This is a genomic window from Demequina sp., assembly GCF_016278775.1.
Taxonomy (GTDB): Bacteria; Actinomycetota; Actinomycetes; order Actinomycetales; family Demequinaceae; genus Demequina.
In genome coordinates this window covers 17,822-29,488 of sequence record NZ_JADQBF010000041.1, presented here as the reverse complement: position 1 = coordinate 29,488, position 11,667 = coordinate 17,822, and the positions used below count along the sequence as shown (strand labels likewise).

Sequence of the window (11,667 nt, the reverse complement as noted above, 5' to 3'; positions counted from 1 at the left end):
CGCCGACGATGCCGAGGTCGCCGACGATGCCGAGGTCGCCGACGATGCCGAGGTCGCCGACGATGCCGAGGTCGCCGACGAGGTCGACGTCAACGATGGCGACCCAGACGTGGGTGGCGTGTGATGGTGAAGTGGACAACACCTAAGTCGGTGCGTAACGGCAACGCGGCGGTCGCGGTCCCCTTGGCGGGCGTGCTGCTCGTGCTCGCGTGGATCAAGGGCCTCGGCTCATGACCGGCACCCAGTACGCGGCCCGCCGCTGGTGTCTCCTGCTGGGCCTGGTGGCCGTGGCCGCGACGTTGGTGGCACTCATGTCGCCGGCGTCGGAGACGAACCCTGGCCGGCCTGGCGCGTTGCTGTTGGCGATCGTGGCCTACGTCCTGGCGGTGGGTGCGGGTTGGGTGTCGCGGGGGGGTGGTGTGCGGTGATGGTCTTGTGGCGGTGGGTGTACGCCTTGGCGGTGCTGGCTGCCTTGTGGGCGTTCGTGCAGTCGAACGTCGGCGTCGGCATCGTGTCCGCACTGTTGATGATCGTGGCGTTGTGGATGCGGTCGACCGCGTTGGACGGCGCGCTCGAGCGGGCGAACGACGACGCGGTCTACCTCCTGTCGGAGTTGAACTCCACCCGCGACCTGTATGTCCACGAGCAGCTGGAGCACCACACCACACAGGGTGACCTTGAGCGTGAACGTCAGGCGCGTGTGGAGACTGAGGGCACGCTGATCAAGGTCACGGCGTTGTGGTCGCGGTCGATCCGTCCGACCACGGCGGTGAAGTACTCGACGCGTTTGCTCGCGTTGAAGGGTGAATCGGCGGCGTTGGCGTCGGCCGTGATGCTGTCGCGTGCCGCACCGAAGGATCAAGAACGGGTGACCCGTGAGCGGGTGGTCCTCGCTGAGGGTGGACCAGTCACCACGGTCACGACGCCCGCCACGACCACGCACGCCTCCGACGCCGAGCCCACCGGCCCTACACCGCAACCGTCTCCCTGGTCGCTGGTGTCTGGTCGCTGGTGGCTTCCCGTCGCCGGTGGTCTCGTGTTCTTGGCGGGCGTCATCGCCTGGTGGATGGTCGCGGCATGAACGACTGGCAAGACAGGGCCGCCTGTCGAGACATTGAGGACCCAGAGATCTTCTTCCCCGATCGCAATGATCCGGTCACCCGGGCTACCGCCCGGGCGGTGTGCGAGGGGTGCCTGGTGCGCGAGGGGTGCCTGGTGCGCGAGGAATGCGCAGAGAGGGCGCTCGCGATGCCAGACGCCGAGGGCATTTGGGGTGGGTTGAGTGCCAAGCAGCGGCTCACGATCCGGGCGGAGCGTGCGAAGGCGAGCGGACAGAGCCGCGCCTCGAGTCATCCCAAGGTGATCGCAGCGAACGAACGCGCGAAGCGCATTGTCGAGATGCGTGAGGGGGGCATGGATCCAGAGGACATTGCCCGCGTCCTCGACGTGTGCCGGGAGACCGTGTACCGAGCCAAGCGTCGGTTGCAGGAGGCATCGTGAAAGTCCTCACTGTTCGCCAGCCGTGGGCATCGGCGATCTTCAACGGCAAGCCGGTCGAGAACCGGACAACGAACATCTTCGGCGCCTACCGCGGGCCCGTCGCAATCCACGCCGGCCGCGCCTACGAAGAGGACGCGATCATTTGGGCAGGCGCCACAGATATCCGCCCGGTACCCGTCGACCCCGAGGGCGACGCCCGCGAAATGCGCGCTGTCATCATCGGAGTCGTCAACCTCATCGACGCCCACACAGGGTGGTCAGTCGACTGCGACTGCGACGACGCCACAGGATGGCCAGAGCCAAACGCGTGGCACGGCGTACTCGAGCACCCCCGTGCGCTCGCGACCCCGATCCCGTACAAGGGTGCGCTGGGTCTCCGCGATCTGCCCGGCGACGTTGAAAGACAGATCCGTGAGCAGCTGCCCCTGTTCTGTTCCAAGTGCGGATGCACCGACGACAACGCATGCACGCCGCCGTGCAGTTGGGTGCCCTGCCCCGAAGGATGGCCACCACTGTGCTCGAGGTGCTTCGCATGACCGCCCTCGCACCACCCTTCCCGTACTTCGGCGGCAAGCAGCGCGTCGCCGATCGCATCGTGGCGCTGTTCCCTGCGCACGAGCACTACGTCGAACCATTCGCCGGCGGACTCTCTGTGTTGCTCGCAAAGCGCCCATCGCGCATGGAGACCGTGTCAGACAAGGACCAGGCACTGATGACGTTCTGGCGTGTGCTCCGCGATCGCCCAGACGAGCTGATCCGTGCCTGTGCCCTGACACCGCACGCCCGCGCCGAGTACGAGGCCGCCACCCGCGTGTATATCGAGACGACCCCGCGCACACCGGAAGAAGAGCTCGAAGCCGCGCGCCGGGTCTTCACCGTGTTTGCCCAAGGCCGCGCGTCGAAGTCGTCCAGCTCGCAGTGGCGAATGCACGTCGACCCCAACGGATCATCGTTGGGTCTGCCCGGATACCTCCGCGCCTACGTCGACCGCATGGCCGCGCTCGCGGAACGCATGCAGAACGTCACGCTCGAGTCGCTCGACGCGGACACCATGCTCGACCGCTACAGCCCACACCGTGACGTCCTGATCTACGCGGACCCGCCGTACTTGCGCTCGAGCCGCAACTCCACCGGGTACCGCCACGAGTTGGGCAGTGAGGCCGAGCATCGTGCGCTCGCGGAGCGACTTCACGACGCCAAAGCGTCGGTCGTGTTGTCCGGCTACGCGTCGCCACTGTACGAGCTTCTGTACGACGGGTGGGATCGCATCGAGATCGCGTCGGGGACGGCCCAGGGCGGCGTGTATGGCGCCCGCACTGAGGTGGTGTGGTCGAACCGACCGATTTCGTCACCGGATCTTCTGTCTCAGATCGAGGGAGCTGTGGCATGACGAACACCGACCTCGCTCCCGTGCTGCTGAAGGCGTTGCGTGAGGTGTACCCGAAGTGGGACACCATGCACCCGCTGTCGCGTCAGATGGAGATCGAGTACGTCACGGAGTGTTGGGCTGCGGGGAAGCGTGCGTGGGTCAAGGGCCGACCGCTCGTGCAACGTCGTGGCGTGCCGGACCCGATCGCCCGTGAGAACCCTGGCGACCACCGCGGATCCCCGATGGTCGGGTACCGCGACACCTACCTCATGCCTGACGGCCGTGTCGTCAACGAGGACGACCTGAAAGACCGCACACCCACCGCACCCAAGGAGAAGTCATGACCACCAAGATCGCTGAACCTGAAGCGCCCACGACCACGCCGCTGGTTGCCAGCACCACAACCTTTGTTGATGCACTGCGCGCGGTGTTCCCACACGCGTCACGCGACAAGACGCTCCCGATCCTCACCGGGGTGAACATGGTGGGTGACACTCTCGTCGCGACTGACCGGTACACCATGGGTGCCGCACGGTTCGACCTCGATGACCTGTTCACGGTCGTGCCCGAGGGCGACGTGTGGCTGTCTCCCGAGTTCATCAGACTGGTGTTGGGTCGCAAGGGTGACCCACTCGTCTCACTGGGCGCTTCCGACGAGAGCCTCTGTGCGACGTTTGAATCGGGCGTGGTGTACGGCGTGCCGGTAGCAGGGCGTCTCGACGTCGGCCACGTCGCCGACTACCCGAACGTCGGGCGCTTCGTTGCGGAGTGGCAACCAGTCCGGGCGGACGCGATCGCGTTCAACCCGGCCTTCTCGTCACGGTTCTCCAACCTCCACTTTCCTGCAGGCACCGGCGGCGCCCCCCTTGTGTATGAGCCGGGCAAGTCCCGCACCGCCCAGGAGGGCGCGCACAACCAGTTCAGGGTGACCCGCGGCGGCATCGACTGGTTCGTCGGCATCGTCGTCGAGATCCGGGTCCCGTCATGAGCGGGCCGACGTTCGTCGACGTGACCCCCGACCCGGGAGATACGGCACCCGATGAGGAGTTGCCGACTCTGGACGCATGGCCGGCCGATGCTCCCCCGCCGCGTTCAGTCGTGGTCTTCGCCCGGCCGTGCGTGATGATCTCTTGCTCCGCCTGCCATCAGGACTACACGGGCGAAGACATCTCGCTCCACTTCGACAGCGTGGCGGACGCGATCGCCATGGTGCTCACTTCGGAGTGGGTGCTCCTGGAGGACGGCACGGTCCTGTGCGAGGACTGCGCCAACACGGAGCGGTGCAAACGCTTCGGCCACTCGACGATCCGTGTGGTTGAGCCGTTCACGAGTCGCCCGGGATCTGCTTACCGCGGCTTCTCCCATCCCGGGTACTCGTACTGCGAGAGGTGCGACGCCAAGGTCGACACCGAGGGGAAGTAGCCATGGCCCACAACAACGAAGTGATGGTCCGTGCGGACGCCTACACCATCATCCGCGGCAGGCGCTCGCAGTACGCCCAACGCAACCCGGAGACAGGCCTCAAGCCAGTCAACTCGGCACGCATCGTCCGTGTCGTGCAGAACGCCCCGGTACGTCTCGACGAGGACGAGATCGTCGTCAAGGTCGCGATCAAACTCCCCGCCGCCGCGTTCGACCCGTTGCTGCCCACGGCCGTCATCACCGTGCCGGAGGACCTGATCCAACGCGGCCCCATCACAGTCGAAGCCGTCGAGATTGAGGACCCGTCATGACCGAGCCGACCGAGACCACACCGGCCGTCGAAGCACGTCAAGACCCCCGCCACGCCGTCATCGCGAGCGTGCTCCGCGGACCCACACCAGCAGGCTTCGAAGCGAACCGGGTCTGGGGCCGCATGGCCATCGACGGTGGCCCCGAAGTCAACGCCTGGGCCGGCACACCAGAAGACGTCGCCGACAACATCGTGAACGCGCTGAACGCTATGACGCCCGAGGTTGAGGTGGATGAGCGGGAGTATCTGATCGAGGTCCTGACCTTCGATTCTGTGGATATTGGGATGGCTCGCGCGCTGGCGTGGCGCGCCCTCGCCGCGGGCTTCCACCACACACCCTCGCCAACGGTGAGACTCGAGAGCGACTGCGCCGACGTTGCCAAGGCGGCAGCGGTCAAGGCGCTGAGGGACTACGCGGACGAGATGGAAGCCGACATCGCGCGGAATCCACAAGCTTGGAGCAAGGCCTCGTCGGAGCGCCGAGAGTTCCGCATCCGAGCGCTCCGCGCCCGCGCCGACCGCATCGAGCAAGGCGCCCAACCGGAGGACCCGTCATGACCGAGCCGACCGAGACCACACCCGCCGCGCCGCCCCGGCCTCCCCGCATCGGGATCCTCGGCAACACGTTCGCCGACGCCCAAGCCGCAGCCCAAGCACTCGGCGACACCGTCGACGTGACCCTGATCTCCACGTACTCAGCCGACAGCGCCCACAGGCACGTGATCGACGCTCTACTCATCACCCCCTACGCCATCCGCGCCCCACGCTTCGACCGTGCGCTCGCGAACGCGAGACCAGCAATGGCCACGTCGAAAGGCGTGAGTGTGTCGCCGCGACCGGAGACCGAGCCGACCGAGACCACACCCGACGTCGAGGCGCGTCGAGACCCACGCCACGCCATCATCACGGGCGTGCTCCGCCACCCGTCAGGCGTGGACCGGGGTTGGGCTGTACGCCACGTCCAGGGTCTAGCTCCTGTAGGCGCTGACGATGTCTACCCGGTCTGGCTCTCCCCAGTGGACACCATTGCAGACTTCATCGTGAACGAGCTGCGCGCCGCCGACACCGAACTCGCACCCACCGTGAGACTCGAGAGCGCAGGCCCCGAGGCCGGTCACACCTTCGAGGTCTCAGTGCGCTCGCGACCGTCGGCGAACGTCGTCGGCGAACCCAAGCACGACGCCGACTGGTTCTCCGAGCCCGACGTGTTGCGTGTACGCGCGTGGAACCGTCGCGACGCTCTCCGCATGGCCGCGCAAGTACCGATGCCCGACTGGGTGCCGACCGACACCCAGGACGCGGGGCCTTCGTGCCCGACCTGCAGTTGGCCGCTCCGCGAAACCACGGGCTTGGTGTGCCAGACGTGCGGCAAGGATTACGGGAACCGGACCGCTCTCGACTGGCAGCGTTCCGTGCGGGCCGCTCTGCGTGTCGTCCCGGACCCGCTCGAGGCGCCCAACGTCGACGACGCCGCGAGGGTGATTCTCGATGCTTGGGGGGCTGAAGTGACCGCCACGTCCCCGGCGCCAGAGGTCCGCGCCGCCACCGCCGTCCTTGCTCTGTTCCCGGCGTACAAGGTGACCGTCAAACCCGCAGACGTCGATGCCGAAGTTGAGCGCCTGTACTACCTCGACAACCCCGAGGCCTACGACTTCGACCCCTACTCCGGTGAGAGCTCGTTCCGTGCCGGCTACATCGCAGGTCTCCGCTCCGCAGGGATCAACGCGGAAGGCGGCGAGTGATGAAGAAGCTCATCGCCAGCATCGCCGTCCTGATCACCGTCGTCACCCTCACCGGATGTCGTGAAGAACCCTCTCCAACCGACGTGCAAGGTCTCTACGCAGACACCATCACGCTGCCCGACGGCCGCACCGTCACCTGCGTACACATGAGATCCGGCGTCGCCGGCGCCATCACCTGCGACTGGAACAACGCCTCATGACCACCGCCACCCGCATCTGCGTCAACTGCGACGGACCACACGCGCTCGCGGACTGCCCCCGCCTGGCGCCCGTCGTGCCCGACCCCGTCGACTGCCAGTCGTGTGGCGGCCGCATCAACCACCGCACCGGCGAGTGCGCCTGTTCCGACTAGCAATACCGAAAAGGAGACCACTCAACATGGCCGATCAAGTGGACCTGCCGACTGGCATCCCGGACACGCTCACGCTCGCCCAGCTGCGCGATGCTGTCGGTGCCTTCGGGTACCAGCTCGCGATGATCCCGAAAGCCCCTCCGGCACAGCCGCCCGGCTTCGCGCCACCCACACCAGCCCCCACCCGTCCCTGAGGCCAGCACACCAACTAGAGAGGATCCCGCCGACCTGTGGCAAGGAACTACTTCGTCGACGAGACCGCTGGCCATCAGGTCGTGGTCGCCGCGATGGCTGAGGCTCGACCGTTGTTGCGGTCTGCGCTGCTTGGCGCCTACGTGGAGCTGATCTCGATGACGCAGAAGAAGGCCATGGCAGCGGTCGACGCTGGCGACGGCGCAGTTTCTTCTCACGTCGACGACCTGGTCACCTACGGCGAGATCGTCGCGATCGAACCCTTCGCCACTCAGGACCTGCTCGAGGGCCTCGCCCGCTACAACTACCTCGAGCCCACCGACACCGCGGGCGTCTACCGCCTCATCAAGCACAAGAAGCTCATCGACTGGGAACCTGTCGACCGCCTCAAGTGGCGTCGAGACAGCGCGAAGGACCTCAAAGACGAGGTTCTCCGCCGCGCCGTGCGCTACCGCGACGGCGACCAATGCCGCGTCTGCCGCATCGTCGTCCGTTGGGGAGGGCCTGACGGCCCCGACAAGGGCCAACTTGACCACGTCATTGCCCGCACGCCGGCCCGCGGGGATCCAGAGGCGCTTGCCGTCACGTGTACCCGGTGCAACGGGCTGCGTTCCGATCGGCCTGACGCCGACACGTTCGCCCCTCACCAGCCTGTTCCCGAGCACCCCTTCTACACGGCCAGCACCGCGTCGTACCTCCGCGCCGGCGGCTACCTCACCCAGGTGGACGGCACCCCAATGCAGAAGGTGGGCCTGCAATGGAGGTTGAAGCCGCTCAAGATCACACCGCCTCAACGCAAGACGAACGAACCCCCGCGCGACCCCGCAACCAGTGGGACCCCGCGCACCGCAACACCCCCTCTGGAGCCGCTGCAGGGCCTCCAGGGGCCTCCGCGACCCGCCACCCAGGCGGACCCCGCGACACCACCGCGACCCGCCCACGAGGCGGACACCGCGCCGCGCGACCCCGCCTCCGGCGAGACACCGCGCACGGGTCAAATCCGACCCAAATCCGATGTGAATCCGACCCAAATCCGAAGACCGGATTCACAGCCCGACCCCTCCCATCCCCGCACAAATCAGCCTCTCAGGCCACCGGGTCTGTCGGGTGGGGATGGGAAGGGAAGGGAAGGTAGTGGGCTTGGGCCCGGGAGGCGCCGCGCTCGTCGTGGTCGTCGTGGTGGTTCTCATGGCGGCTGAAGTGGTGTCGTTCCTGCCTGGCCGTCCTGATGCTGGTGAGGCTGCTCGCCGTGTGCGTGATCTGGCTGAGGCTTGGGTGACGATCCGTTCGGTTGGGCCTGGTGACAAGCCTGAGGTTCGACAGGTGGTTAGGCGGGCTCCGCAGGTTGAGGCTCCGGCGCCGGTGAGCCTGAAGGTTGTCGATGACTGCCTGCCGATCGAGCGGTTTGCTACGAGGTATGCGGGTGTGCTGGTGCGGTGTTCGTCGTGGCGTCCGTCGACGCAGTCAAGTCCGCTCGAGTTGCTGCAGGCGATCAACATCAACGTGTCGCGGCTGACACAGCACACGTCGGCCATGGTGGCGTGGCAGTTCTGGGACGACCTCGAGCAACTGTGGCTGGACGTCGGTTGGGCTCGGCGCGCGGGCGTGATGTGGCAGCCGATCGGTGTGCAGTGCCGTCAGATCGGGTGCGAGGGTGAGTATGAGATCGAGGTTCGGCCTGGTGATGCGTCGCTGTCGCCGGCGGCACGCAAGCGGGCCTTCGGAGCCAAGCAACACAAGGCTGTCTGCACCAAGAACCGTGAGCATCGTCTCGACGCGAAGGACATCCTGTGAAGGACGCCGACGCCAAGGCCGACACGATCGGGACCGGGGATCTCGCCGCGTGGTTCGGCATGTCTCGTGCAGGCGTCATCAAGGCGCTGCGCCGTAGCGGTGTGCGTCCGGCATCGGAAGCCCGCCCCAGAGTCGAGACGAGATGGCCACGCCTGATTGCGCTGAACGTGCTGAATCGGCGTGTCGGTCCTCGCGTGTAGGTGGCTCGGTTTACAGTGGTGGTGCTGGGCGAGGTGCGCCCAACGTGCAGGCCCTGGTCGTTTGATCGGGGCCTTTGTCATGCCCGATGGGGATCGGGTGGCCACCTCATGGGCGCTCAGCTCGCCGCCTCCGGGGCTCGTCAGCGTGCGGGCAGTCGGGCCCCGGAGGCCCCAGCGGAGGTGACGATGCCCGCCGCCCGCAAGTCGCAGGAGTACCTGCGCAATCACGACATCGTGCTGGCGTCCCGGCCACCGTGTGCGCTGTGTGGCAAGCCGATGCTGTTCGCTGAGGACTTCGACCCGTCGCATGAGCGGTGGTGGTTGCACCCGATGGCCGCGACCGTGGACCACATCGTGCTGGTGGCTGATGGTGGCAACGACGCACTGTCGAACCTGAGACCGGCACACCGGTCGTGCAACTCGAAGCGCAACCGCCGCCACCACAACGTGGTCAAGCCTCTCCGTGAGTTGCTGTTTGGTCGACCAAGGTTGAACGCTCTCGACGGGTGACGCTCTACTGGCGGCCGCTGTTTTTAGGGTTTCCTAACCCTGCGGGATCGCCCAATGTTCATTTTTTTCTCTGCGCACAAAACCCCTGGTAACCGGGTTACGCGTGATCGGAGGAGTCATGCCGAAGCGCGCCGCCGGGGCCCCCGAGCCCACTCCCCGTATTCGTCCTCGCCACGAGATCCTCGGACATGAGGCAGGCAAGGCTGGCTATCGTCACGGCTGCAAGTGCGACCTCTGCCGGGCGTGGAACGCAAAGCGGATGCGCGACTACCGTGCGAAGCGGCGCACCGCCGAAGAGCCTCCCGTCGACGTGGAGTTGCCGCCTGCACCGGATGGCCTGGTGCAGTCCGTCCTGCTGAAGGACCTCAAGCCCGGCGAGATCTCCAAGGCGCTCGTCGAAGAGCTGCCGGCCGCTGACGGCGCCTACATCTTCCAGCGCACCGTCTCGGCGCTGCTCAAGCAGTCCGCCCTCATCTTGGACAACGCAGACGCGCTCGATCGTTGGGACCTGATCCCCACGATGCAGATCCGCGTTCTCAACGCCCTGAAGCGCCTCGAGCCGCCACGTAGCGGCAACCCCCTCGGCGGCACCGGGCCAACCGTGGAGGACATCGTGAACGCAATCACCGGCCCATCAGCCGACGAGGATGGCGACTAAGGGGCTGTACCTGCCGGCACCGCAGTGGGGCACTCCGCGCAACCCCCAGCGCGAGACGCTTGGCCCGCAGGTTGCTCGCGTCGCCAAGCTGCTTGGCTGGAACCTCATGCCATGGCAGCGCCTGGTGCTCGACGTCGGATGCGAGATCGACCCCGCCACGGGATCGTTCTGGTACCGCGACGTCCGCTGCTTGGTGCCACGCCAGTCGGGCAAGACCACGATCATGGTCTCGAAGTCCACCCACCGTGCACTGACGGATCCGCGCTCGCGGATCCTGTACACGGCACAGGACCGCAACAAGGCTCTCGAGCGTCTCGAGGAGAACTTCTACGCGGTGCTGCTCGAGCGTCTCCGCCCGGTTCTCGAGCCTGGGGCGAACCGTCACAAGCCCGGGTGGGTGGCACGTACCGGCTCAGAGCGCATCAAGTTCGCAACGCACTCCACGATCCTGATCGACGCGATCAAGAAGTCGTCGTCGCATGGTGGGACTAACCAGGAGTGGCACGCCGACGAGTTGTTCGCTCACAAGGACGCTCAGGCGGCACAGAACATTCGACCGACGATGATCACGGTGCCGAGCGCACAGATCTGGTCCTTCTCCGCAGCGGGTGACAAAGTCACCTCGAAGTACTTGTGGGAGTTGGTCGAAGATGGCCGAGCGATCATCGAGGCGAATGCCGAGGGTCGCATCGCGTACTTCGAGTGGTCCGACAAGGACCCCGAGGCAGACCGCGAAGACTCACGACGCTGGTACGAGTTCATGCCGGCACTGGGCCACACGATCCGCGAAGAAGACATCCGCGCGGAGCTCGACGCGAACCGAAGCAACCTCGACGAGTTCGACAGGCCATACCGCGGCATCTGGACCGGCGTGCTCAAGGCCGATCCGGTCATTCCCGTGCTCGCGTACAAAGAGTGCAAGTGGACCGCGCCGTCATCGCCGATCGACTTCGAGGCGGCCCCCATGTGGTCCGTCGACATCGCACCCGATCACGAGTACTCCTCGATCGCCGTCGCCGGCAAGGCCGTGGATCCTGCGCGTCACATTGCATGGTCCCTGGTCGACCACGAGCTGGGTACGGGCTGGGTCGTGGACCGCATGCGGGATCTGCGCGACGAGTTTGGCGGCGACAAGGTGGCGCTCGCCGGCAACGGTGCGGCCATGTCGCTCAAGCGGGCTCTGGAGGACGAGGACTTCGAGGTCGTGGTGCTGGGTCAACGCGACATCGCCGCAGCGTGCGGCGCCTTCTTCGCCGACGTCGTCAACCGCAAGGCGTGGTTCCTCGACGACGACGATCTGAACGAGGCGTTCGCCGGAGTAGCCAAGCGCACCTCCGGCAACGCGTGGATCTGGTTCCGAGGCAAGGCGATGGGCGACATCTCGCCCTGCTACGCCGTCACGCTGGCCCGCTACCAGTGGCTCGAGGACCCGCCGAGCAGTCAGAGCGTTGTCGACACCGTCAACTAGGAGATCCCCATGCGCACCAACGTTGGAACTGTCATCGGATTGGCCGGCTTCGCCGCGATCGCGACCGGCATGTGGCTTATCGCTCCCGCACTGGGGCTCATCGTCAGCGGTTCGATCGCGATGTACGTGGCCTACCGGATGGGTGGTTGA

21 protein-coding genes are annotated in these 11,667 nt (G+C 66.4%); all 21 read left to right on the top strand.

All coding sequences use genetic code 11. The features are described from left to right. Positions 1-230 precede the first annotated feature (230 nt). A complete protein-coding gene (locus QZZ33_RS06155; protein ID WP_291378892.1) occupies positions 231-428 on the top strand; it encodes a hypothetical protein in 198 nt (65 codons plus the stop codon). Next, positions 428-1,081: a hypothetical protein gene (locus tag QZZ33_RS06150; RefSeq protein ID WP_291378891.1), complete on the top strand. Its 654-nt coding sequence runs from the start codon at positions 428-430 to the stop codon at positions 1,079-1,081. The genes QZZ33_RS06155 and QZZ33_RS06150 overlap by 1 nt, the downstream gene beginning before the upstream one ends. After that, a complete protein-coding gene (locus QZZ33_RS06145) occupies positions 1,078-1,500 on the top strand; it encodes a WhiB family transcriptional regulator (protein WP_291378890.1) in 423 nt (140 codons plus the stop codon). Before QZZ33_RS06150 ends, QZZ33_RS06145 begins: the two co-directional genes overlap by 4 nt. Then, complete coding sequence (locus tag QZZ33_RS06140; RefSeq protein ID WP_291378889.1) at positions 1,497-2,036, top strand: hypothetical protein; 540 nt, start codon at positions 1,497-1,499, stop codon at positions 2,034-2,036. Before QZZ33_RS06145 ends, QZZ33_RS06140 begins: the two co-directional genes overlap by 4 nt. Then, positions 2,033-2,890 carry a DNA adenine methylase gene (locus QZZ33_RS06135; RefSeq protein ID WP_291378888.1) on the top strand — a complete coding sequence of 286 codons (858 nt, stop codon included), beginning with the start codon at positions 2,033-2,035 and terminating at the stop codon, positions 2,888-2,890. The genes QZZ33_RS06140 and QZZ33_RS06135 overlap by 4 nt, the downstream gene beginning before the upstream one ends. Then, the gene (locus QZZ33_RS06130) at positions 2,887-3,213 is read left to right on the top strand and encodes a hypothetical protein (RefSeq protein ID WP_291378887.1); all 327 of its coding nucleotides are present in this window, start codon (positions 2,887-2,889) and stop codon (positions 3,211-3,213) included. The genes QZZ33_RS06135 and QZZ33_RS06130 overlap by 4 nt, the downstream gene beginning before the upstream one ends. Beyond that, positions 3,210-3,857, top strand: coding sequence for a hypothetical protein (locus QZZ33_RS06125; protein WP_291378886.1), 648 nt, complete (start codon positions 3,210-3,212; stop codon positions 3,855-3,857). The genes QZZ33_RS06130 and QZZ33_RS06125 overlap by 4 nt, the downstream gene beginning before the upstream one ends. Next, positions 3,854-4,291, top strand: a complete 438-nt coding sequence (locus QZZ33_RS06120; protein WP_291378885.1) for a hypothetical protein — start codon at positions 3,854-3,856, stop codon at positions 4,289-4,291. The genes QZZ33_RS06125 and QZZ33_RS06120 overlap by 4 nt, the downstream gene beginning before the upstream one ends. A gap of 2 nt (positions 4,292-4,293) precedes the next feature. After that, on the top strand, positions 4,294-4,602 hold the full coding sequence (locus QZZ33_RS06115; RefSeq protein ID WP_291378884.1) for a hypothetical protein: 309 nt from the start codon (positions 4,294-4,296) through the stop codon (positions 4,600-4,602). After that, complete coding sequence (locus tag QZZ33_RS06110; protein ID WP_291378883.1) at positions 4,599-5,159, top strand: hypothetical protein; 561 nt, start codon at positions 4,599-4,601, stop codon at positions 5,157-5,159. The genes QZZ33_RS06115 and QZZ33_RS06110 overlap by 4 nt, the downstream gene beginning before the upstream one ends. Beyond that, positions 5,156-6,343 carry a hypothetical protein gene (locus tag QZZ33_RS06105; RefSeq protein ID WP_291378882.1) on the top strand — a complete coding sequence of 396 codons (1,188 nt, stop codon included), beginning with the start codon at positions 5,156-5,158 and terminating at the stop codon, positions 6,341-6,343. The genes QZZ33_RS06110 and QZZ33_RS06105 overlap by 4 nt, the downstream gene beginning before the upstream one ends. Further along, a complete protein-coding gene (locus tag QZZ33_RS06100; protein ID WP_291378881.1) occupies positions 6,343-6,543 on the top strand; it encodes a hypothetical protein in 201 nt (66 codons plus the stop codon). Before QZZ33_RS06105 ends, QZZ33_RS06100 begins: the two co-directional genes overlap by 1 nt. After that, positions 6,540-6,695, top strand: coding sequence for a hypothetical protein (locus QZZ33_RS06095; RefSeq protein WP_291378880.1), 156 nt, complete (start codon positions 6,540-6,542; stop codon positions 6,693-6,695). Before QZZ33_RS06100 ends, QZZ33_RS06095 begins: the two co-directional genes overlap by 4 nt. A 26-nt stretch (positions 6,696-6,721) precedes the next feature. Next, positions 6,722-6,889 carry a hypothetical protein gene (locus QZZ33_RS06090; RefSeq protein WP_291378879.1) on the top strand — a complete coding sequence of 56 codons (168 nt, stop codon included), beginning with the start codon at positions 6,722-6,724 and terminating at the stop codon, positions 6,887-6,889. A 36-nt stretch (positions 6,890-6,925) separates the two neighbouring features. Next, complete coding sequence (locus QZZ33_RS06085; protein WP_291378878.1) at positions 6,926-8,086, top strand: hypothetical protein; 1,161 nt, start codon at positions 6,926-6,928, stop codon at positions 8,084-8,086. 163 nt (positions 8,087-8,249) lie between these two features. Then, positions 8,250-8,681 carry a hypothetical protein gene (locus QZZ33_RS06080; protein ID WP_291378877.1) on the top strand — a complete coding sequence of 144 codons (432 nt, stop codon included), beginning with the start codon at positions 8,250-8,252 and terminating at the stop codon, positions 8,679-8,681. After that, positions 8,678-8,881 (top strand): hypothetical protein, encoded by a 204-nt coding sequence (locus tag QZZ33_RS06075; protein ID WP_291378876.1) that lies wholly within the window; start codon positions 8,678-8,680, stop codon positions 8,879-8,881. The genes QZZ33_RS06080 and QZZ33_RS06075 overlap by 4 nt, the downstream gene beginning before the upstream one ends. 186 nt (positions 8,882-9,067) lie before the next feature. After that, positions 9,068-9,391, top strand: coding sequence for an HNH endonuclease signature motif containing protein (locus QZZ33_RS06070; RefSeq protein WP_291378875.1), 324 nt, complete (start codon positions 9,068-9,070; stop codon positions 9,389-9,391). Positions 9,392-9,509: 118 nt separating this feature from the next. Next, positions 9,510-10,049, top strand: coding sequence for a hypothetical protein (locus tag QZZ33_RS06065; RefSeq protein WP_291378874.1), 540 nt, complete (start codon positions 9,510-9,512; stop codon positions 10,047-10,049). Next, entirely contained in the window at positions 10,039-11,517 is a 1,479-nt protein-coding gene (locus QZZ33_RS06060) for a hypothetical protein (protein WP_291378873.1), read from the top strand. Before QZZ33_RS06065 ends, QZZ33_RS06060 begins: the two co-directional genes overlap by 11 nt. A gap of 9 nt (positions 11,518-11,526) precedes the next feature. Then, positions 11,527-11,667 (top strand): hypothetical protein, encoded by a 141-nt coding sequence (locus QZZ33_RS06055; protein WP_291378872.1) that lies wholly within the window; start codon positions 11,527-11,529, stop codon positions 11,665-11,667.